17 protein-coding genes, 2 tRNA genes, 2 rRNA genes and 1 pseudogene (1 of these 22 only partly in view) are annotated in these 22,500 nt (G+C 54.9%); 15 read left to right on the top strand and 7 right to left on the bottom strand.

What is annotated here, in order from left to right; genetic code table 11:
* A pseudogene (locus tag F6V25_RS17545) lies at window positions 1-122 on the top strand (IS30 family transposase); the annotation flags it as partial.
* Window positions 123-294: 172 nt separating this feature from the next.
* On the opposite strand, the gene F6V25_RS16575 reads toward F6V25_RS17545, so the two are convergent.
* From F6V25_RS16575 to F6V25_RS16590, 4 genes are all read right to left on the bottom strand, one after another.
* A complete protein-coding gene (locus F6V25_RS16575; RefSeq protein ID WP_151129721.1) occupies window positions 295-750 on the bottom strand; it encodes a hypothetical protein in 456 nt (151 codons plus the stop codon).
* 546 nt (window positions 751-1,296) lie between these two features.
* Window positions 1,297-2,052 carry an energy-coupling factor ABC transporter ATP-binding protein gene (locus F6V25_RS16580; RefSeq protein ID WP_151129722.1) on the bottom strand — a complete coding sequence of 252 codons (756 nt, stop codon included), beginning with the start codon at window positions 2,050-2,052 and terminating at the stop codon, window positions 1,297-1,299.
* Window positions 2,049-2,858, bottom strand: coding sequence for a cobalt ECF transporter T component CbiQ (gene cbiQ / locus F6V25_RS16585; RefSeq protein WP_151129723.1), 810 nt, complete (start codon window positions 2,856-2,858; stop codon window positions 2,049-2,051). The genes F6V25_RS16580 and cbiQ overlap by 4 nt, the downstream gene beginning before the upstream one ends.
* Window positions 2,859-2,938: 80 nt before the next feature.
* Window positions 2,939-3,955, bottom strand: a complete 1,017-nt coding sequence (locus tag F6V25_RS16590; RefSeq protein WP_151129724.1) for an energy-coupling factor ABC transporter permease — start codon at window positions 3,953-3,955, stop codon at window positions 2,939-2,941.
* Between the two features lie 191 nt (window positions 3,956-4,146).
* On the opposite strand from F6V25_RS16590, the gene F6V25_RS16595 reads away from it, so the two are divergent.
* The 5 genes from F6V25_RS16595 (at window position 4,147) to F6V25_RS16615 (ending at window position 7,224) form a co-directional block, all read left to right on the top strand.
* Window positions 4,147-4,362 (top strand): 4Fe-4S dicluster domain-containing protein, encoded by a 216-nt coding sequence (locus F6V25_RS16595; RefSeq protein WP_151129725.1) that lies wholly within the window; start codon window positions 4,147-4,149, stop codon window positions 4,360-4,362.
* A gap of 14 nt (window positions 4,363-4,376) precedes the next feature.
* Window positions 4,377-5,444 carry a 3-methyl-2-oxobutanoate dehydrogenase subunit VorB gene (locus F6V25_RS16600; RefSeq protein ID WP_151129726.1) on the top strand — a complete coding sequence of 356 codons (1,068 nt, stop codon included), beginning with the start codon at window positions 4,377-4,379 and terminating at the stop codon, window positions 5,442-5,444.
* A gap of 206 nt (window positions 5,445-5,650) precedes the next feature.
* Entirely contained in the window at window positions 5,651-6,394 is a 744-nt protein-coding gene (locus F6V25_RS16605; RefSeq protein WP_151129727.1) for a thiamine pyrophosphate-dependent enzyme, read from the top strand.
* Window positions 6,395-6,556: 162 nt separating this feature from the next.
* A complete protein-coding gene (locus tag F6V25_RS16610; protein ID WP_151129736.1) occupies window positions 6,557-7,108 on the top strand; it encodes a 2-oxoacid:acceptor oxidoreductase family protein in 552 nt (183 codons plus the stop codon).
* Window positions 7,109-7,149: 41 nt separating this feature from the next.
* Window positions 7,150-7,224, top strand: a tRNA-Gln gene (locus tag F6V25_RS16615).
* A 160-nt stretch (window positions 7,225-7,384) separates the two neighbouring features.
* Here F6V25_RS16615 and F6V25_RS16620 read toward each other — a convergent pair.
* A complete protein-coding gene (locus F6V25_RS16620; RefSeq protein WP_151129728.1) occupies window positions 7,385-9,454 on the bottom strand; it encodes an ATP-binding protein in 2,070 nt (689 codons plus the stop codon).
* A 243-nt stretch (window positions 9,455-9,697) separates the two neighbouring features.
* Here F6V25_RS16620 and gap point away from each other — a divergent pair, with 243 nt between their 5' ends.
* The 9 genes from gap (at window position 9,698) to F6V25_RS16665 (ending at window position 19,581) form a co-directional block, all read left to right on the top strand.
* Window positions 9,698-10,702, top strand: a complete 1,005-nt coding sequence (gap, locus tag F6V25_RS16625) for a type I glyceraldehyde-3-phosphate dehydrogenase (protein ID WP_151129729.1) — start codon at window positions 9,698-9,700, stop codon at window positions 10,700-10,702.
* A gap of 90 nt (window positions 10,703-10,792) precedes the next feature.
* Window positions 10,793-11,992, top strand: a complete 1,200-nt coding sequence (locus F6V25_RS16630; RefSeq protein WP_151129730.1) for a phosphoglycerate kinase — start codon at window positions 10,793-10,795, stop codon at window positions 11,990-11,992.
* Between the two features lie 8 nt (window positions 11,993-12,000).
* The gene (tpiA, locus tag F6V25_RS16635) at window positions 12,001-12,756 is read left to right on the top strand and encodes a triose-phosphate isomerase (protein ID WP_151129731.1); all 756 of its coding nucleotides are present in this window, start codon (window positions 12,001-12,003) and stop codon (window positions 12,754-12,756) included.
* A 270-nt stretch (window positions 12,757-13,026) separates the two neighbouring features.
* A complete protein-coding gene (gene secG / locus F6V25_RS16640; RefSeq protein WP_151129732.1) occupies window positions 13,027-13,407 on the top strand; it encodes a preprotein translocase subunit SecG in 381 nt (126 codons plus the stop codon).
* A gap of 62 nt (window positions 13,408-13,469) precedes the next feature.
* A tRNA-Leu gene (locus tag F6V25_RS16645) sits at window positions 13,470-13,556 on the top strand.
* A gap of 468 nt (window positions 13,557-14,024) precedes the next feature.
* Window positions 14,025-16,760 carry an SLBB domain-containing protein gene (locus tag F6V25_RS16650; protein WP_246167080.1) on the top strand — a complete coding sequence of 912 codons (2,736 nt, stop codon included), beginning with the start codon at window positions 14,025-14,027 and terminating at the stop codon, window positions 16,758-16,760.
* Window positions 16,761-16,771: 11 nt separating this feature from the next.
* Complete coding sequence (locus F6V25_RS16655) at window positions 16,772-17,971, top strand: GumC family protein (protein ID WP_151129733.1); 1,200 nt, start codon at window positions 16,772-16,774, stop codon at window positions 17,969-17,971.
* A gap of 114 nt (window positions 17,972-18,085) precedes the next feature.
* Complete coding sequence (locus F6V25_RS16660; protein ID WP_151129734.1) at window positions 18,086-18,898, top strand: phosphatase PAP2 family protein; 813 nt, start codon at window positions 18,086-18,088, stop codon at window positions 18,896-18,898.
* Window positions 18,892-19,581 (top strand): HAD family hydrolase, encoded by a 690-nt coding sequence (locus tag F6V25_RS16665; RefSeq protein ID WP_151129735.1) that lies wholly within the window; start codon window positions 18,892-18,894, stop codon window positions 19,579-19,581. Before F6V25_RS16660 ends, F6V25_RS16665 begins: the two co-directional genes overlap by 7 nt.
* Before the next feature lie 245 nt (window positions 19,582-19,826).
* On the opposite strand, the gene rrf is transcribed toward F6V25_RS16665, so the two are convergent.
* Together rrf and F6V25_RS16675 are read right to left on the bottom strand one after the other, a co-directional pair.
* Window positions 19,827-19,943: ribosomal RNA gene (gene rrf, locus F6V25_RS16670) — 5S ribosomal RNA — on the bottom strand.
* A gap of 180 nt (window positions 19,944-20,123) precedes the next feature.
* A 23S ribosomal RNA gene (locus F6V25_RS16675) occupies window positions 20,124-22,500 on the bottom strand (it continues 578 nt past the right edge of the window).

The raw sequence follows: 22,500 nt of genomic DNA on the forward strand, positions 1-22,500 counted from the left end.
TCTCGGAAGAAGAGCTTGATCTAATTATAAAAAAGGTAAATCATCGACCAAGAAAGTGCCTCGACTACCGGACACCCCATGAAGTCTTTTATCAAGCTTCACGTGGTGCACTTACAATATGAATTCACCAGTGTAACAGAGCTTATTCCATTTTCAAGGTCTGACCCTTACAGATCCCCTTGAGCGAATGCTGCGGCCAATTTTTTTGAGTCATCTTTTTTTGCCTCAAAAAGATCATCATAGTAGCCTTGGGGTGTTTTTGCATCTCCCATGCGCTGTCTCAGCCTCCTATCACTATTTTATGTGAACCCAATATCCTGAATGTTTTATTTCGTCAATTTCTTGGGAAGGCATAGATTTAGGGCTTTCAAGGTTTAATCGCTTCACTGAACTGTTGAATTTCTGTATAAAAATCTCTCTGTCTTTAAACTCCTTGCCAATCATGAATTGGTCCGATTGGCCGTGCTCATTCTTTATCTGTATGAATATAGCAGCATCCGAGTTCTGATTTTTGTCATGGATGGGCTTCACAAATTCAACATAAGCGCCCCAAAGTACTTGGCCTATTGTCGCAATGGCAGCAGCATCATACAACAAACATCGCCAGTCTATAGCTGCAGCCATCATAGTCCCAGGTGGGGGCTGGAGCTTGAAAAACTCGCTTTCCGGGATATTGGAGCTCAAATACCTAAGAAGTTCATCAGTGGTTATCTCTCGACCAACATTAGCCAATGCGCCTTGGATAAACATTTAGCCTCCTAATTTTTCTTTGTATAACGGGAATGAGGCTGACCGGCCTTCTGTTTCAGGCCGGTCTTGCCGATTGTTGGGCTTCTTCCAGCTCTTCCTTCCCCCATTCCCTTCGTTCCCTGCCTCTATCTTCTTGGCTATAAATGTCAACCTAGACCTTCTTCCTGCCAGTAGCAATGTTGTCTAAGCTCTTCTGCAATTTCTCTATTGATTCAGCGATTTCGTACAAAGAGAGCATCACAAGGGGTCAACTCGACATTCTACACAAAATGAAAAAAGTAGACACGCCCCCTGGGAATAAAATGGGACTAGGCTTCCAATATACCAATTTAGAGCGTTAACGTAATAACTCGGTAACTTGCCCCCGACGCCCTTCTCCCCGCACTTCACCTTCTACTCCACGCAAAAGTGAATTTCAACGTAAATTCAAGGTGTTAAAAAAATTAACACGTAGGATCAATTTACTTATCCTCCTGTTTTCACATTAAAAAAGGCGCCTGGAACATGTCCAGGCGCCCTTGCTTGCGTCATTTTGATACAAAAAAATTACGCACTGCTGCCGCAAACCGGGCAACCTTGCATTGAGAGTGGTTTTTCAAGCCGGCATTCGGCCAAGAGCGCCGCATCGGCGAAGATCTCCCGTGTCGGGCCATCCGCCTTGACCTCCCCCTCATGGAGCACGATGGTCCGCTCGCAGAGGTCAAGGACCATGTCCAGGTCGTGACTGGTGAAGATTCTGGTATGGTGGAACTCCCTGAGCAGTCCCATCAACTGGCGCCGGGCAAAGGGATCGAGCCCATTGGTCGGTTCATCCATGACCAGGATGTCGGGCGACATGGACAACACCGTTGCGATCGCCACCCGTTTCTTTTCGCCGCCCGAAAGCCGGTATGGCGGTTTTCCCTGCAAATGCACCGCCCCGACCTTCGCCAGGGCCGCCCGCACACGCTCATCCACCTCCCCGGCAGGCAGGCCGAGATTGAGCGGACCAAAGGCAACGTCATCATAGACCGTGGGCATGAACAACTGGTCGTCGGGGTTTTGAAAGACCATGCCCACCGTGCGCCGGATATCCGGCAGGGTTTCCCGGGTGAGGGGAAAATCGCCGATACGGATCTCGCCCGCCGTCGGCGTCAGATACCCGTTGAAATGCTGCAACAGGGTGGACTTGCCCGCACCGTTGGCGCCGATGACCGCCACCGACTCCCCATGGGTGATGCGCAATGAAATATTCCGCAGGGCCAATGTCCCGTCGGGATAGGTATGGTGCAGCCCTTTTACTTCGACAATGTGGTGACTCATAGTATTCCCGTTACGAGCGACCCGAGCAGATGGGCCACCGGTACCAATCTCGCGGTAATGAAGAACAGGCTCCAGCCCAGGACGAACGCCGTCTCCCTGGTGCCGAAACAGAACTGCCGGCGGGTGTGAAACGCGCCGGAAAACCCTCGCGCCAGCATGGCCATATGGATGCGTTCCGCCCGCATCCAGGTCCTGAGCAGCAAATGGCCGATCATGGAGCCATAGACCCTGATGCCCCGCCCCCGGCCCCCGAAGGTCCGCAGCTCCCGCGCCCGGGACACCTGCGCCCCCTCTTCCGTCAACACGAAGATATACCGATAGAGAAAGAGCAGTTGCACGGCAAAGGGCTGGGGCATGCCCATACGCTCCAATGCGGCACAGATGGCGGGAAAGCCGGTTACGGCCACCAGAACCAGGGCCGAACTGACCGTGAGAATGGCCCGCACCACGATGGATGCAAAGGACACCCACCCTCCCGAGATGCCCAGCGCTCCCACATGCAGCACCGCCTGCCGGTCCAACAAGGGATTGAACATGCCGACCATGACGGCAAACGGGATGATGACGGCGATCTTCTTTGCCAGGTACAGGGCCGGGATGTCGGCGAGCGTCACCATGAATACCGGGAACAGGAAAAAGGGGAGCAGCGCCGCCAGTTCGTATTTGCCGCATGAAACGACACAGACGACGAAGACGAGCGTCACCACTACCTTTGCCCGCGGGTCGAGGCGATGGATGCCCGTATCCCCGGCAGCCAGTCGGTCCAGATTTTTAAAGTCCAGCAGTGTGCCGTCGATACTGCACATCGATCATCTCCCGCAAAAAAGGGAGAGCTGCACGCTCTCCCCGCTCATCATTGTCCGAATCCCACCCCGGACGAGAGGATTCAGGCCGTCGGGCGCCGTCGTTTCAACAGGAACCCGCTCAAAAAGACGATAGCCAGGGTCAGCACGCCGCCGACAACCCCCGAAAGGCTGGTGCCAAGGCTGTCGGTTGCGTTACGCCCTCCCCTGTTGCCGTCTTTTTTGAACCCATAGTCGGGCAGGAAAGCGGTTTTCTTCTGGAGGGCGGTCATGGCGGCATGCAGCCCCTGTTCGGTCCCCTGCAACGCCTCCGCTCCCGTGACCTTGGCAATGGCCCATTCGAGGCCATCAGGATTTTTCGAGGCAAACCCGGAGAGAACGCCCCCGGTCAGGATGGCCACCGCGAAAACGGAAACAAGCACCGCGCGAAACGGGCGCCGGCCCAAGGGACGTGCGCCCATGGCTCCCCGGATAATCTCCGGCCGGGCCGCATGGACAAAGGTCACGATCACAACCGTTACAACCCCTTCCACCACACCGATGGCCAGGTGGATGGGCTGCATCAGCAGCGCAAAGGTCGAAAACGGCAGGGCCGAAATTCCGGAGAAGACGGTTTCCAGCACCACGCACAAGGGACCCAACTGCAAGCCGATAATGGCCGAGATCATGGTAGCCGCCACAAGGCGCTTCCGGCCCGGTGCAGAGCCGGCGACCCTTGTATAGATCAGGGGGTACACCAGGAAGGCTGGGATAAACCCCATATTGAATATATTACAGCCCAAGGCCAGCAAACCGCCGTCGGCAAAGAAGAGCGCCTGGACCATGAGGACCGACGAAATGGTGAGAAAGGCCGCATAGGGACCAAGCAGCATCGCCAGAAGGAGTCCTCCCCCCAGGTGGCCGCTGGACCCGGTGGCCGGAATGGTGAAGTTGATCATCTGGGCGGCAAAAAGAAACGCCCCCAGCACGCCCATGAGCGGCACCTTGCGGTCATCCAGTTCCTTGCGCACCTTGGCGGAACTGTAGGCAATCGCCCCAGCGGAAACCGCCCACATCGTACCCCCGACCGCCGGGGATAACAGTGCGTCTGCCATGTGCATGGCACATCCTCCGTGTTACGAAATCGTATTTGTGTAGCACGGCAAATATACGATTACCAAAGAGGAGGTGTCAACAAAAAAACAGCCCCATTTTCCCTCCTGTTTTGGCTGAATTCAGTGCAACAAACTTGACTCATCGGGAGCAAATCTGATATTTGTATAAATTCGACCCAACAAAAAGGAATCTCATCATGTCGTATACACGCATCACTATTGACGAGGCGCGCTGCAAGGGATGCGGACTCTGCACCATCGCCTGCCCGCAAAAGCTGGTCACACTGAGCGATACCCCCAACAGCCACGGGTTCACCGTTGCGCTTTTTTCCGACTCGGGGAAGTGCACCGGCTGCGCGCTGTGCGCCGAGATGTGCCCTGATGTGGCCATCATGGTTTTTAAAGAGAAATAGATACGGAGGCACGGTTGTCCGAAAAACTTTTCGTCAAGGGAAACGAAGCGGTTGCCATGGCTGCCATAGAGGCCGGGTGCCGCTACTACTTCGGTTACCCCATCACGCCGCAAAGCGACATCCCCGAATACCTTTCACGCGAACTACCTCCCCTGGGGGGGGAATTCATCCAGGCCGAGAGTGAAATCGGCGCCATCAACATGCTGTTGGGAGCGTCGGCCACCGGCGTGCGCGCCATGACCTCCTCATCCGGCCCCGGCATCTCCCTCAAGCAGGAAGGCATCTCCTACATGGCGGGCTCGGAGTTGCCCGGCGTGATCGTGGATATCATGCGGGCCGGTCCCGGCCTGGGCGGCATCGACGCATCCCAGGCCGACTACTTTCAGGCCACGCGGGGCGGCGGTCATGGCGGCTACCGCATCATCGTGCTGGCCCCGGCCTCGGTGCAGGAGATGTACGACCTGACCATGTTGGCCTTCGACCTGTCGGACATCTACCGCATCCCGGCCATGGTGCTGGCCGATTCGGTTATCGGCCAGATGAAGGAGTCGCTTACGGCGCATCCCCGTCCCCAGACCGTTTTGCCCGCCAAGGATTGGGCAGTGCGCGGCCGGGAGGCGGGAGAACCGCAAAACGTCGTCAAATCCCTCTACCTGGGTGACGGCGAGATGGAAGCGTTCCACTGGAAGATGCATGCCCGCTATCAGGAACTGGCTGAAAAAGAAAGCCGCTGGGAAGAAGTCCAGACCGAGGACGCCACGCTGGTGGTGACCGCCTTCGGTTCAACCGCCCGCATTGCCAAGACCGCTATCTCCATGGCACGGGAGGCGGGCATGAAGGTCGGCCTGCTGCGGCCGATCACCCTCTTCCCGTTCCCCAAACAGGCTTATGAGGCCATCTCAGGGAACTGCAAGAATTTCCTGACCATTGAGCTCAGCACCGGTCAGATGGTGGAGGATGTGCGCCTTTCCGTGGCCCGCGACGCCGAAGTATCCTTCTACGGCCGCCCTCCGGGCGCCGGCTCGCTGCCGACGCCGGAGGAGCTTTTCGAGCAGATAAAAAAACGGTACCTGAATTCGTGACGCCGGAATGCCGCAGCGGCCGGAAGAGCCGGAGCCCGCACACCGCCGCGTCGTAACAGCTCACTCGCTCGGCGGGTCCGCCGTCTGGTGGCCGCAAACTTTTTAAGCTCCATGGCAGAGGCTTTCCGGACCAGCGGCAGGGAGGCGTCATGGATTCAGGTACGGTATTGACACGCGCGGGGACGCCCCTGCGGATGAGGAATTCGATGAAACAGGTATTCACCAGGCCCGAGAGCCTGAAAGATGTCCAGACCCACTTCTGCCCCGGCTGCCACCACGGCTCCATTCATCGTCTGGTGGCCGAAGCCATGGACGAATTCGATATCAGAAGCAAGACCATCGGGGTCGCGTCCGTGGGCTGTTCGGTCTTTCTGTACGGCTATTTCGATATTGACGTCATCGAGGCGCCGCACGGCCGAGCGCCTGCTGTCGCCACCGGGGCGAAACGCTCCCGCGACGACCGGATCGTCTTTACCTATCAAGGGGACGGTGACCTGGCCGCCATCGGCACCTCGGAGATCATCCACGCCGCCAACCGGGGCGAGGATATCACCGTGATCTTCGTCAACAACACCACCTACGGCATGACCGGCGGCCAGATGGCCCCCACCACCATGGTGGGACAGAAGACCTCCACCTCCCCCTACGGCCGCAATCAGGCCAAGGACGGCTATCCGATCCGCATGGCCGAACTGCTGGCACAATTGGAAGGGGTTGCTTTCTCAGCCCGCGTGGCGGTTAATTCTCCCAAAAACGTCATGCAGGCCAAAAAAATGATCAAGACCGCCTTCCGCTACCAGGTGGAAGGGAGGGGATTTTCCTTTATCGAGGCCCTGGCGGCCTGTCCTACCAACTGGGGCATGAAGCCGCTGGCAGCCAATGAGCGGGTGGGCAGCGAAATGATCCCCTACTTCCCGCTGGGCGTGTATCGCAATACCGCTAACCTTTGAACGTCTACCAGACTGTTGAAAACATCAGGTTGTTCAAAAATAGTCAGATCGTCGCACCCGGAGAGAGCCATGAGGAGGCGTAGCAGCGCTACGCCGCACGAAAGGGCTATCGAGGATGGCAGCGAGATGGCTGTTTTTCAACAACCTGCCAATGGAGCTATCATGCGTCACGATGTCTTTATAGCCGGCTACGGAGGCCAGGGGGTGCTGCTTGCCGGCAACCTGCTCTCCTACGCCGCCATCCATGAAAACAAGAATGTCTCGTTCTTTCCCGCCTACGGTGTGGAGAAACGCGGCGGGGCCGCCATGTGCACCGTGGTCTTTGCCGACGGCGACACCGGATCGCCGGTGGTGGGCAGCCCGTCGGTCGCCATCGTCCTCAACCAGCTATCCTTCGACAAGTACGCCGCCAAAGTCAAACCGGGCGGTATATGTATCGTCAACTCGACCCTGGTGGAGGCAGACGGCAGCCAATTGCCGGGGGTGGAACTCGTGGCGGTGCCCATGAACGAGATCGCCCTCGAACTGGGGGATATGCGCATGGTCAACATGGTGGCATGCGGGGCCTACGCCGCCAAGAGCGGTTCCCTGGCCCTCGAATCCCTGGAAGACGCCCTGAAAAAAGCCTTGCCGGAGCGTAATCACCGCCTGATTCCGGCCAATATCAAGGCGATCCGGGCCGGAGCAGCGGCGGCAATGCAAAGAAATACTTGACGCGCCCCCCTGCTATTTGCTAAAAGAAGAATCCCAATTATTGGGGTGTCGCCAAGCGGTAAGGCATTGGACTCTGACTCCAACATTCCGAGGTTCGAATCCTCGCACCCCAGCCAAAAAACACAAGGGTTTGCAGATATTCTGCAAACCCTTTTTTGTGGGAAAATTCGAGGCTGTTCGGGGACAGCCAGATGCCTGCCATACACGCATCCTCGTTCAAGGATCGCGTAATAACGGTTCCAGCCGGTAACGGAACGGTTTGGTGCGGGGCGCGGGTCAGTTCATGGTGTCAACGACAGGCCCATCCGCCAATGACAACGGTTCTATGGGCAGCAAGATATGGAACGTGGTTCCTGGACACGTGCTTTGATCGTAGCCCTGGGATTCCACCCAGATGGAGCCGCCATGCATTTCGGCAACGCCCTTTGCGATGGAGAGCCCAAGGCCGGCGCCCCGTGATTTGAAGGCGACCTTGCCGGAGCTGTGCTCTTCGATATTGCCCACCTCGTAAAACTTGTCAAAGATGCGCATCTGGTCATCCTGATCAATGCCGATCCCGGTGTCCGATACGACGATTTCCAGAAAAGCCCGCTGTTGCTTGTCGGTATTCAACGAAAAAACGCCGTCGAATCCGGCGGCCTGCGGATCCCGCCGCAAGTGTTTGAGGGAGGTTTTAACGGATATGCGCCCGCCATCAGGCGTAAACTTGATGGCATTGCCCAGGATATTGGACAAGAGCTGGAGAAGCCGTGTCCTGTCGCCGTGGATCATGGGAAGCGAATTATCCAGCGCGACACCGATCTCCTGTTTGCGCAAGGCGAAGAAAAAGCGCAATTCCCGTATGGTCTCCTCCACGAGGCCGTTCACATCGACCTGTTCAAGATGAAGGTCAAGCTGCTTCTGGTCGATTTTCGATACGTCGATCATATCCTTGATGACCGCATCGAGACGTGCGGCGGCGTTGGAGATATTCTGGACCATCTCGTGGGCGGCAGCGGGCAGCTGATCCTTCAGGTCGGATTGCAGCAAATCCGCATACCCCATGACAACGGTCAACGGGGTTTTCAGCTCATGGGAAGCCAGTCCCAGGAACGAATCCTTCATCCGGTTCAGCCGCGCCAGGCCAGCAGCGCTCTTTTCCAGGTTGGTGATGATTTCCCGTTCCTTCGTGACATCCCGTATGATGACCTGCAACAGGCTGTTTTCCCCCATGGTGACGCAACTGGCGCGAATCATCCCCACCAACTGTTCCTGGCGGCTGTTGATAATGACAACCTCTCTTGTCACATGGTTTCCTTGGAAGGCATCGGCAATATCCCGCAAAAAGTGCTGAATGTTTTCGAGCTTGAGCAACAAGAGCAGAGCGGTAACGTGTTTGCCGACAAAATCGGTTGCCGGATAGCCGAGAAACTCCTCGACCATCTTGTTGGCGATAATTATGGTTTCACTCTGATCGAGAATGATGATCGCATCCCCGGACTCCTCCAAAAGCTTTTTATAAATCTCCTCTGATTTTTCCAGTTCCAGGCTGAGCTTTTCCAATTGTTGGTATGAATCGTGGAGTTGAGAGTGTGTTGCCGACAGTTCCTTGTAATTGTCCCGCAATGCCGTATCGCGGGTTTCGAGCGCGGCCGCCATTGCGTTGATCTTGACACTCAGCTCATTCAGCTCATAGACGGGCAACTCTTGCATGGGAGTGGTGAAATCGCCGCGGGAAATCCGGGTAACGCCCTCGAGCAGACTGGAAATGGGCTCCATAATGCTGCGTTTAAGGAAATAGACGACAAGGGCAAAGGAGGCGATGAAAAACGCAAAAAAGACGATGATGGACCTGAGAACAATGGCATGCACCTTCTGGTCGATGACCTGCTGCGGGAAACCGATATGGATGGAGGCCGCCGTTTCGCCGTCAAAGGTTCTGACGGGAGTCTGGGTATCGTAGTAGCTGCCCTTGGGGCCTTCTATGGTGTTGCTGTTCAGCGTGCCCTTGTCCCCTTCCCCACTCCCGGAGCGCGAAAAATCCAGTTGGGCAAAGGAACTGTCGCTGACGAACAATACGGCACCGTCTTTCCCCTTAATGGCGCAATAGGCCATTTCAGGATCGGACTGAACGATCTCCCGGCATTTATCCGCCAAGCCGGCCACATCGCGAATATTGATCCCCAGGGCGAGAACCTTCTCGATGTTTGCCTTAAAGGCCGCCGCCAGACCTTGGGAGCGTAACTCCATTTCCTGGATGTAGTCCCTGCGAAACACGGCAATATCCATTCCGGTGTTGGCAAGGGTGGTCATCGAGAGGATGACGAAGGAAAACAAAATTATGCGCTTCTCAAGTGATTGCTTCATCGGAGTAAAAAGGCCTTGTTTGGTGGTCCGGGTAAGTTGCTTTGAAATAAAAAAAATTATTATATCATGATATAAAAAAAACTGAATCGCTATTTCCTGATTTCCATTATTGCAATTCGCATCGTTCGGAAATTAATGGTTGACGATTTGTAAAGATGTTTTATTATTAAACGACTATGTTGTTTATGCAATGAATCAAGCAAGGGCAAAGCATCATCCATATACCACCCAAAGGAGGGGAGCATGGCGTTACGGGTTGCAATCAACGGCTTTGGCAGAATCGGAAGGATGGTTCTAAGAGCGGCGTGCAAGGACAAAAACATCGAGTTTGTGGCGATCAATGATTTGACCGATGCGGCAACCCTGGCGCACCTGTTCAAATACGATTCCGTGCATGGCACCTTCCCCGGCAAAGTGGAAGCGAAAGACAATCAACTGATTGTCAATGGCAAAGCGATTAAGATCTATGCGCTCAAAGACCCGTCGGAACTCCCCTGGAAAAAGGACAAGATTGATGTCGTTCTGGAGTCAACCGGCCTGTTCACCTCAAAGGAAAAGGCGGAACTGCACATAAAAGCCGGCGCCAAAAAGGTCGTCATCTCCGCACCGGCCACCAACGAGGATATCACCATCGTCATGGGTGTCAATGAGCACCTCTATGATCCCAAAAAGCACCACATTATCTCCAATGCTTCCTGCACCACCAACTGTTTGGCGCCGGTGGCAAAGGTGCTCAACGATGTCTTCGGTATCGAGAAGGGGCTTGTGACCACGGTGCACTCCTACACCAACGACCAACGCATCCTCGACCAACCCCACAAAGACCTGCGCCGCGCCCGCGCCGCGGCCCTCTCAATGATCCCCACGACTACCGGAGCTGCCAAGGCCGTCGCCCTGGTCCTCCCCGAGCTCAAGGGCAAACTGGACGGCATGGCCATCCGTGTCCCGACGCCGAACGTCTCTGTTGTCGATCTTGTCGCCGTTCTGAAGAAGAAGGCCGATGCCGCAAAAGTCAACGCAGCTTTGAAAAAAGCGGCCAGAGGGCCGCTCAAGGGAATACTGGACTACGTAGAGGAACCGCTGGTCTCCGTCGATTTCAACGGCCGCCCGGTTTCCTCCTCTGTTGACGCCTCCTGCACCAAGGTAATCGGCGACAACATGGTCAAGGTTATCAGTTGGTACGACAACGAGGCCGGTTTTTCAAATCGGGTGGTTGATCTTTTCAAGCTGATCGCATCCAAAAAATAACACAGTAACGTGGCAGTCACCTGGGGGGGAATCGGATTCCCCCTCTTTTTTTGCCAGCACATCGTTGCGCCATTTTTTAAGGAGGGCCATATGCCGATCCGCTATATCGACCAGATCAAGGACTTGAAAGACAAAAGAGTTTTTATCCGGGTCGACTTCAACGTCCCCCAGGACGACAAGGGGAATATTACCGAAGACACCCGCATTGCCGGCGCCGTACCGACCATCAAGTATGCCGTGGAACAGGGGGCAAAAGTGGTGCTGGCCTCCCATCTGGGACGTCCCAAAGGTGAAAAGAATGCGAAGTACACCATGGCTCCGGCCGCAAAACGCCTGTCGGAACTGCTTGGCAAAAAGGTCAAGCAGGCCCCCGATTGCTTTGGCCCGGAGGTGAGCGCACTGCTCGACGCCATGAAGCCGGGCGACGTGGTGATGCTTGAGAACGTCCGGTTCTATCCGGGCGAAGAGAAAAATGATGTCGCCTTTGCCAAGCAGCTCACCAATGGTTGCGAAATTTACGTTAATGACGCTTTTGCGGTATCCCATCGCGCCCATGCTTCGGTGGAGGCCATCACCAGATGCATTCCGACCATTGCGGCTGGATTCCTGATGCGCAATGAAATGACCTTCTTCGACAAAGCCATGAGTAATCCGGTTCGTCCGCTGGTTGCCATACTCGGCGGAGCCAAGGTGTCCGGCAAGCTGGAAGTGCTGCAGACATTGGTCAACAAGGTCGACAAGATCGTGATCGGCGGCGGCATGGCCTTCACGTTTCTCAAGGCTATGGGGTACCCTGTCGGCAAGTCCCTGGTGGAGGACGAACTGATCCCCACCGCCAAAAAGATCATGGACAAGGCGCAAAAGCGCGTGGTTACCTTCTACCTCCCGGTAGATTGCATCGTGGCCAACGCCTTCGAAGCCACGGCAACCAACTTCATCACCCCCGTACAGGAGATACCCGAGGGGTGGATGGCCCTCGACATCGGCCCCGCCTCGGCGACCCTCTTTGCCGAGACATTACGGGATGCAAAAACCGTTATCTGGAACGGTCCCATGGGGGTATTCGAGATGGACGCCTTTGCCCGGGGCACCTTTTCAGTGGCCGAGGCGGTTGGCAACTGTTACGCCACCACCATCATCGGCGGCGGTGACACCGATGCGGCGGTTCGCAAGGCGGGAGTTGCCGGGAAGGTCAGCTACATATCAACCGGCGGCGGCGCTTTCCTGGAGTTGCTGGAAGGCAAAACCCTGCCGGGAGTAAAAGCTCTCGACATAAAGGCCAAAAAATAGGGGGGACCATGCGCACGCCTGTCATTGCGGGAAACTGGAAACTGTTCAAAACCATCGGCGAAGCGACCGGTATGGTCAAGGACCTCAAACCGCTTGTGGCCGCGGTCAAGGGAATCGAGATCGTCGTCGCTCCGCCATTCACGGCCCTCAGCCGTGTGGCGGACGCGCTTGCCGGGTCCAACGTCCACCTTGCCGCCCAGGACTGCTACTGGGAGGAGGCAGGTGCCTTCACCGGCGAGGTAGCCCCCAAAATGTTGAAAGACGCCGGTTGCAGCCATGTCATTATTGGACATTCGGAACGGCGCCTATATTTTGGCGAGACCGACGCAACCGTCAACAAGAAGGTCAAGGCCGCCATAAATGCGGGCCTGACAGCGATCGTCTGCGTTGGAGAAACCCTGGCCGAGCGTGAGGAAAACAAGACCTTTGCCGTTATCGAGTCGCAGGTGTGGGGCGGCTTGGAAGGCCTCCCGCCGGAAGCCCTGTCCAAGGTGATCATCGCCTATGAACCGGTCTGGGCCATAGGGACCGGAAAGACCGCCAGCGATGCCCAGGCGCAAGAAGTGCACGCCTTTCTCCGCAACCTCATGGCACGGTGTTTTGACCAGGGCAGCGCCGACGGCATGCGCATACTCTACGGCGGCAGCGTCAAGCCGGACAACGTCAGGGGACTAATGACGCAACCCGATATCGATGGTGCCCTGGTGGGCGGAGCAAGTCTCAAGGCGGAATCGTTTGCTGCCATAGTGAATTTTGCCGAATAGGCCCGCAGCCCTTGCAAAATCACCAAACCTTACAACGGCAGTTAGGCCACAGAGCCGCAAAGACACAGAGGAAATCACGGAGTTCTTTCAACGAAACAGGCCCAAAACGGAGAAGCACCGACAGGCTCCCCCCTGATGCAACATTTTGTTTTTGTTACCTCCGTGTCCCTGCAGCTCTGTGGCAAATGCTTTTTCTAGGATAAAGACTTTACAAATTCGAAATTCCTGTGGTATAAAATTTTTTCGCATTAAACTTCCAGAGGATACGAGATGATTATTGCCCTTACGTTACTGCACGTTCTGGTCAGCATATTCATGATTGCCGTTGTCTTGCTGCAATCCGGCAAAGGCGCCGAAATGGGCGCATCATTCGGCAGCGGCGGCAGCCAATCGGTTTTTGGTGCCGGCGGCGGCACCACATTCCTGAGCAAAATGACGACGGGTGCTGCCGTTATTTTCATGTTGACCTCACTGACATTGGCCTACATCTCAGGCCAACCATCCTCATCGTCGATCATGTCAGGCAAAGGTAAATCTGCCACCACTACGAAAATGCCGGTTCAGATGCCGCAACCGATGACGCCTGCCCAGCAGAGCACACCGGCTGGCATGCCAGGCGCACCGGCAGCGCCCCCCCAGCAGCAAAAATAATTTTGTACCTTAGTTTGTACTTGATTACATACTGTGGTTATGTTATTAGAGTAAATTCAATTGCCGGAGTGGTGGAACTGGTAGACACACCATCTTGAGGGGGTGGCGGGCAATAGCCCATGCGAGTTCGAGTCTCGCCTTCGGCACCAACCAACAATTAAGAAAACAACTACATAAGAGTAACCTTGAAACCGTTTTTACTACTACATCAGTCAGTAAGTAAAAACGGTTTTTTGCATACTTAAAGAGCTATTTGCCCGTACGATGTATTCAGCCATTACACGACAAATGGCCATTGGCACGGTTTTGGATTGCTTTTATCCCCCACAAAATGTTATAAGTTTATATTTACATAGACAAATATGACTGTGGGGTTTTTAAAAATGTCGCGAGTAACATATTTATTTCGGCAGATGTTTCTGACAACGGCACTCGTAACGGCCTGCGTGGGAACAAATGCTTGGTCGCTGGACTCGTATGATGGTCTTACAGACCAAACAGACAGTATCTTTCAAGAGCAGACTCCAAGAAAAGCACCCCAAACAGACCCCTACCAGCAGAACACCTATTCCCCTCAGCAGAACAGCGGCACCTATTCCGGCAATCAGCGTTCCCCCTTGAACAATACCTTTCAGGATGATCAACGTATCCAGCCTGATGGCAGCATGCGGGAACAGGAGCTGACACCCGAGGAAAGTTTTGACAACGACCTTCTAGGGGGGGCACAAGCTGACGAGAAAAAAATTTCCGATAGCGGCAAGATCATCGCCGACAAGAACAAGCTGAAAAACCGTTTAGTAGTAAAGACTGAACCGGGCGACGGCTTGGCCCGCCTCAGTTGGCAGCCATCAGGATATCGCAAGCCCCAGGAAGATGAAGCGGTTCAATATCGAATCCAGATAGGGCTTGCTCCAAACAAACCGATCAAAGCCATTGATGTTGGAAATGACACGACCTATACCCTGCGTGATTTAAAGAACCACCAGGTTTACTTCATTCAGATCATTGCCATAAACCGAGAGCAAAAGCGCATTACAAAATCGGAAGAGATCAAGATCATCCCACTTCCCGCTGAAGAGCTCGGTTCTTCCCTGGAAAAAGTCTTTTCCCGTAAAAACCAAACATTGCAAGACAAACTCACCCCGGAACCGTTCAAGCGTGAACTCCGGCAATTCGGCTACGACTTTTTCAAAAACAGCGCCCAGTTGCTCGAGGCGACGGATAACCTCCCCGTGGGGGACAATTACGTCATGGGGCCGGGTGATAGCCTCAACCTCTCCATCTGGGGGTCCATCAATGCCCGGTACACCCTTACCGTAGATCGCAATGGCGAGGTCATGATTCCCCGGGCAGGGGTTGTCAAGGTATGGGGACTCTCCTACGAAAAGGCCAAAGAGGCCATCGAGAAGGTCATGTCCCGTTACTTCAAAAACTACAACATGAATATCTCCCTTGGAAAATTAAAGACTATCCAGGTTTTTGTGGTGGGCGAGGTCGAATTACCCGGCAGCTACCCCATCAGTTCCCTTGCCACGGTTGTCAACGCCCTGTCGGCGGCAGGCGGACCCACGAAAAACGGCTCGTTGCGCGTGATCAAGCTCACCCGCAACGGCAAGCCGGCTGAAAATATCGATCTCTACGACATGTTCCTTTCCGGGGACCGCAGCAAGGATGTCCGTCTCCAGAACGGCGACACCCTCTTCGTCCCGGTTATCGGCCCCATCGTGGCCGTTGCGGGGGAGGTAAAGCGTCCCGCAATTTACGAAGTGAAAGGCACCCAGACGCTGGCCGATGTTATTCAGATGGCGGGCGGCATTACCGCCAGCGGTTTTACCGGCAGGATTCAGATAGAACGTTTCTCCGGCAACAGCGCCAAGATCGCCCTTGATTACGAACCCAAGGATGGTCACATGGATAGCGCGACAGCCGGCGTAGGGATACAGGATCGGGATATGGTCAAGATATTTCCCGTTCAGGAGGCGGTACGCCAAGTTGTCAGCCTCAAGGGGAATGTCGCCAGGCCGGGCGAATATCAATTCCGCAAAGGAATGCGTGTAAAGGACCTTATCTCCTCTTTTGCAGATCTGCTGCCCGAATCGTACCTGGAATCCGCCGAGATTACCCGTCTTGCCCAGCCCGATTATCATAAGGAAATGCTGCATTTCAACCTCCGCAAAGCCCTGGAGGGGAATGAGGCCGAAAACGTCGCCCTTCAGGAGCAGGACACCATCAAGGTATCTTCGCGCTGGGAGATGCAGGAAAAACAGAATGTCATCATAAACGGTTTTGTCGTTAATCCGGGAAAATACGAATTTCACCCCGGTATGACGGTGCGAGATCTCGTCTCCGCTGCCGGCAGCGCGAAACGGAATGCCCTGCTCGACATGGCCGAACTCAGCCGCGTGGAGGTCGCCGGCGACAAGGCGACCGCGTCACGCACGCAGATTGACCTGGGCAAGGCCCTCAGCGGCGACCCCGCCCACAACCTCCCCCTTAAATCGGACGATGTGCTGATTGTTCGTGGCATTGTCGGATGGACCGATTCAACGGATAAGTTCATTCGGCTCAAGGGAGAAGTGCAGTATCCCGGTGTCTACTCGGTGGCCAGAGGCGAGAAACTGAGTTCCGTTATTGCCCGTGCCGGCGGCTTCACTGAGAAGGCCTACCTGAGAGGGGCAAAGTTTACCCGGCGCTCCGTTCAAAGAGAACAACAGAACCGGATGGACGAGATCCTTGTCAAGACGGAGAAGGAAATCAACCAGAAACAGGCCGCCCTTGCCTCAATCGCCGCCTCGAAGGAAGAGCTTGAAGCCACGAAATCAGCACTGGATGGCCTGCAAAAAGACCTTGAGCGGATGAAGCTATTGAAGGCCGAAGGTCGCGTGGTCATCCGGCTTGCCCAGTTGGAGGAACTGAAGAAGAGCAGCTATGACCTGGAAATGGAAGGCGGGGACATCCTGGAAGTCCCGACCCGGGCCAATGTGGTCAACGTCTTGGGGCAGGTCTACAACCCCATTTCTTTCGTGTATGTTCCCGAAAGCAGCTCCGTGGAAAACTATCTCAACAAGGCCGGTGGAGCCACCAGTGATGCCGAAGTCGACGAGATGTTCATCATCAAGGCCGACGGTACGGTTTTCAGCCGGCAACAGGCATCCTTCGGCATAAAATGGAGTGATGATGCCAAGCAGTGGACCCTTGGCAGTTTCATGTCATCCTACCTGGAGCCGGGCGATACTCTGGTAGTACCGCAAAAATTGGAGCGTACGGCGTGGCTACGCGATATCAAGGATATCACCACGATCATATCCCAGATCGCCCTTACGGCAGGCACGGTCCTGATAGGGCTCAAATGATGAGTGACCCCATGAACGCAACTCAAGAACAATGCCCGCTTCCCGAAGAAGAGGAAATCAACCTCCTCGAGCTCCTACAGGTGGTCGCCAGGCGCAAGTCGGTCATTATCAAGATATGCACTGCCGCCGTGATCATAGCGGTCTGCTATTCGCTGACACTGAAAAATATCTACACCGCCAGCGCAAAAATACTCCCCCCCCAAAAGGAATCGGGCGGCGGTCTTTCCGCTCTGCTCAGCCAAGCTGGCGGCCTGGCTTCCCTGGCGGGTGGCATGGGTGGTTTGGGAGGTTCTACCGACCTCTACCTCGGCATCCTCAAGAGCCGCTCAGTGGCGGACTCCGTCATTAAGCGACTGAGCCTTCAAAAAGAATTCGAAGCCAAGTCCATCGACGAAACCAGAAAAAAACTTGAAGACGCTGTCAAGTTCAAAGCCGGCAAGGACGGGATCATCAGCATCGACGCCGAAAGCCGAGATTCCCAAAAGGCAGCGCAGTTGGCCAATACCTTCGTGGCCGAGTTGGGGCGACGCAGTGTCGAGCTCAACCTCTCCAAGGCGGGAGCGGAGCGTGTGTTCCTGGAGAAGCGGCTGGAAGTGGTAAAGCAGGACCTGCGCAACGCAGAGAACGACATGAAGGCATTCCAGGAAAAGTATAAGACCTTCAAGGTTGATTCCCAGGCAACGGTGGCCATTGAGGGGATAGCGCGCCTGAAGGCGGAGATCATCACCAAGGAGGGGCAACTCGCCACGCTCCGCAATTCCCTGACCGATGAGAGCAGTGAAGTAAAGGCACTTCAGGCCGGCATCGCCCGTCTCAAGGGCCAGCTTGGCTCAATGAGCGGCAGCGGTGGCAACGATGTGATTCCGGCGGTTGGCAATATCCCGGCCCTGGGTGTGGAATACGTCCGCAAAATGCGCGAATTGAAGACGCAAGAAGCCATTTTCGAGCAGCTCACCAAGCAGTACGAGGTGGCAAAGATCAGCGAAGCCAAGGACTCCTCTTCGGTGCAGGTGCTGGATGAGGCGGTTGCCCCCCTGAAGAAGAGCAAACCGAAACGCTCCATGATAGTTATTCTCGCTGCCGTTACGGCCTTCTTTGCCTCCATATTCATCGTATTTATCCAAGAGTATCTTTCGAAACTATCCCCAGAAGATGCAGTTATCATCCGTGACATCAGAAATTCACTCCGGTTCAGACCCCATGACCGTTAACCGTCATAACTCACCATTTTTTCTGGGAGATAGCCATTGTTTTATCGCCGACTTTCCCGGCTCGCTGTGTACCGCGCCATCCAGCCGGTCTATTTTGCTGTTTGTGGAGCAACCTTGAGAAAATCTATCGTAGGCCTGATAACGTTCCTCCTGCTGAGCCCGGCACTGGGGCGTGCGTCCGAAATTGGGGATATCACCATTGGTAATGAAATCGGTAGCGGTGTCTCGAGGTTGGGGCACGAGACCGTTGAACTGGTCCGGACGCCGTTCCAAGTCGATAACGGCAATATCCTCGTAACAATCGGGGTAGCGGGGGCCGTCGGCCTTACCTACGTGTTTGACAAGGACATCCACGACAAACTCCAGACCCGCAGGGGCAAGTCCCTCGACAAGGCCGCCGACGCCGGCTCCCTGGCAGGTGATCCTTTTATACATCTGGGTTTTGCAGCACTGGTCTACGGCGGCGCCATCGCCGCGGACTCGCCAAAGTGGAAGGAGGTCGGAGAGATGCTGGGGGAATCGCTCATCCTGACCGATGCCTCGACCTTCCTGCTCAAGGAGGCGACCGGCCGTGGGCGCCCCGATACCACCACGTCCAAGGGCGACTTCAAACCGCTTCGGTTCAAGAACAATTACGATTCATTCCCGTCCATGCACACCGCCAGTTCCTTTGCCCTGGCCTCCGTCATGGCGGCAACCTCCGAGAGCCTCACCCTGAAAACCGCATATTACACGGCGGCCACGTTTGTCGGGTTCTCACGTCTGTACCAGAACAAGCATTGGGCCAGCGATGTGATTATGGGTGCGGCTTTGGGAGAGTTGTGCGGACGGGTCGTCACCCATTATCATGCAACGGGCCAGAGAGTGGCGATAGTTCCTCAGGCCTTTGAGAATGGAGCAGGGCTGGCAATGGTGGGGAAATGGTAGTTTTTCCGGTGGGCCTGGAGGCCAATGCCGTCATCTTCGACTTCGACGGCGTTATCGTGGACACGGAACCGCTGCATTACAAGGCGTTCCAGCGCATCCTTGAACCACTCGGGCTCGGCTTTTCATGGCAGCAGTACGTGGATATCTATATGGGCTTCGATGATCGTGATGCCTTTATAGAAGCGTTCGCCACCCAAAACAGGCCGCTTGATGCCGCAACACTATCCTCACTCGTGGAGCGCAAGGCTGAGATCTTCCAGACCGTCATCCAGGATGGCATTACAAGCTACCCAGGGGTCGTAGAGTTGATCAAAAAACTGCACCATATGAAAGTCCCCCTTGCCATCAGCAGCGGCGCCCTGCAGTCCGATATCGCTCCTATAGTGGAGCAGCTTGGCATAGCCAACTGTTTTGACGTTATCGTGGCCGCCGACGATGTTACGAAAAGCAAACCAGACCCGGAAACCTATCGTCTCGCATTCGAAAAGCTCGCCTCTCACGCCGCCCTAACGCCTGGCCGAACCGTCGCCATTGAGGACACGCCGGCGGGGATTACCGCTGCAAAGGGTGCCGGCCTACAAGTAATCGGCCTAACCAACAGCTACCCCAAAGCGCTCATCTCTGAGGCCTCGGTCGTCCTCGATTCACTCGAAGAACTTATCCCCTTCACGGTACATCCTTAATCCCCCCTGATCATCAGCAGAATCGCGACGAAGTTCGCAGCATGGTGGAATCTCACGGTTACATCATTATTTACTAGTGGCTGGAAATAGAGTCTGTGAATGGTGAATAGTGAGACGTGAATGAAGAGCTGACCGTGCCCCATTCACGATTCACCATTCACGGTTCACCATTCACGCTTTTTCCGTGAGTGCAAACGCAAGCGAGCCCTTCAGAAGAATCTGAAGGGCTCGTTGTTTTTAATTATTCCCGGCGGCGACCTACTTTCCCACACAGCTACCCGTGCAGTATCATCGGCCCTGAGGGGCTTAACTTCCGTGTTCGAGATGGGAACGGGTGTGACCCCCTCGGCATAGCCACCGAGAAATCGTTTGTGGATGGCGAATAGTTACTGGTGAATGGTTTCATTCACGTCTCACTTTTCACGATCCACAGATCGTTATCAATTGCATTGTGGTTTTTAGTTTAGGTTGTGTGTACGGTTTGCAGATTTATATCCGGCCTGGGGGAAGGAGAACCTTCCCCCCGACCGTATTTTATTTTTATGGTCAAGCCTCACGGCCGATTAGTACTGGTAAGCTAAACACATTGCTGTGATTACACACCCAGCCTATCAACGTTGTAGTCTACAACGGGCCTACAGGGGTTGTTACACCCAGGGATACCTAATCTTGAAGGGGGCTTCCCGCTTAGATGCTTTCAGCGGTTATCCTTTCCGTACATAGCTACCCAGCGACTGCGCCTGGCGGCACAACTGGAACACCAGAGGTACGTCCATCCCGGTCCTCTCGTACTAAGGACAGCTCTTCTCAAGTATCCTACGCCCACGGTAGATAGGGACCAAACTGTCTCACGACGTTTTAAACCCAGCTCGCGTACCGCTTTAATTGGCGAACAGCCAAACCCTTGGGACCTACTTCAGCCCCAGGATGCGATGAGCCGACATCGAGGTGCCAAACCTCCCCGTCGATGTGAACTCTTGGGGGAGATCAGCCTGTTATCCCCGGAGTACCTTTTATCCGTTGAGCGACGGCCCTTCCATACAGAACCGCCGGATCACTAAGACCTACTTTCGTACCTGCTCGACTTGTGGGTCTCGCAGTCAAGCTCCCTTATGCCTTTACACTCTACGGTTGGTTTCCAATCAACCTGAGGGAACCTTCGCGCGCCTCCGTTACTCTTTGGGAGGCGACCGCCCCAGTCAAACTACCCACCAGACAGTGTCCCCGACCCGGATGACGGGCCAAGGTTAGACATCCAAAACAACCAGGGTGGTATTTCAAGGGCGACTCCACCGACACTGGCGTGCCAGCTTCAAAGTCTCCCACCTATCCTACACAAGCTATTCCGAATGTCACTGTCAAGCTATAGTAAAGGTTCACGGGGTCTTTCCGTCTTACCGCGGGTACTCGGCATCTTCACCGAGAATTCAATTTCGCTGAGCCACTGGTTGAGACAGCGCGGAAATCGTTACGCCATTCGTGCAGGTCGGAACTTACCCGACAAGGAATTTCGCTACCTTAGGACCGTTATAGTTACGGCCGCCGTTTACCGGGGCTTCGGTTCAAAGCTTCGGATTGCTCCTAACAAATCCCCTTAACCTTCCGGCACCGGGCAGGCGTCAGTCCCTATACATCGTCTTGCGACTTAGCAGAGACCTATGTTTTTAGTAAACAGTCGCTACCGCCATTTCTCTGCGACCCTCTTCAGCTTCACGTGCGTATCGCTACACTTAATGAGGGCACACCTTATCCCGAAGTTACGGTGTCATTTTGCCGAGTTCCTTAACCAGTGTTCTCTCAATCACCTTAGGATTTTCTCCTCACCCACCTGAGTCGGTTTACGGTACGGTCACCTGCTGTCTGAAGCTTAGAGGCTTTTCTTGGAAGCATGGGATCAACGACTTTGTGAGCATACGCTCTCGTCATCACGTCTCAGCGTTAACGGAGCGGTGGATTTACCTGCCACTCCCGCCTACACGCTTGAACCGGGACATCCAGCACCCGGATCGCCTGCCCTTCTCCGTCCCCCCATCGCAACAACAGGTGGTACAGGAATATTAACCTGTTTCCCATCAACTACGCTTTTCAGCCTCGCCTTAGGGACCGACTAACCCTCCGCAGATTACCTTTACGGAGGAAACCTTGGGTTTACGGTGTGCGGGTTTCTCACCCGCATTTTCGCTACTCATGTCAGCATAATCTCTTGTGATACCTCCAGCCGTCCTCACGGTCGACCTTCGCAGGCTTACACAATGTTCCTCTACCACCGACGCCTTAAGGCGCCGATCCGCAGCTTCGGTACTACGCTTAGCCCCGTTACATTTTCCGCGCAGACCCACTCGACCAGTGAGCTATTACGCTTTCTTTAAAGGGTGGCTGCTTCTAAGCCAACCTCCTGGTTGTCTGGGCATTTCCACATCGTTTTCCACTTAGCGTAGATTTGGGGACCTTAGCTGGCGGTCTGGGCTCTTTCCCTTTTGACAACGGATCTTATCACCCGCTGTCTGACTCCCACGCTCTTCGTTGACGGTATTCGGAGTTTGATTGGGTTTGGTAATCTGGTGAGACCCCTAGCCCATCCAGTGCTCTACCCCCGTCACGCATACGTGAGGCTATACCTAAATATATTTCGAGGAAAACCAGCTATCTCCGAGTTTGATTAGCCTTTCACTCCTATCCACAGCTCATCCCCTGGCTTTTCAACGCCAGTGGGTTCGGGCCTCCACGAAGTGTTACCTTCCTTTCACCCTGGCCATGGATAGATCACCCGGTTTCGGGTCTACTCCTACTAACTAGACGCCCAGTTAAGACTCGCTTTCGCTTCGGCTCCATTCTATGAACTTAACCTCGCTAGTAAGAGTAACTCGCTGACTCATTATGCAAAAGGCACGCGGTCACACCTGATATACATGGTGCTCC

Origin of the sequence: Oryzomonas japonica (assembly GCF_008802365.1) — a bacterium.
Taxonomy (GTDB): Bacteria; Desulfobacterota; Desulfuromonadia; order Geobacterales; family Pseudopelobacteraceae; genus Oryzomonas; species Oryzomonas japonica.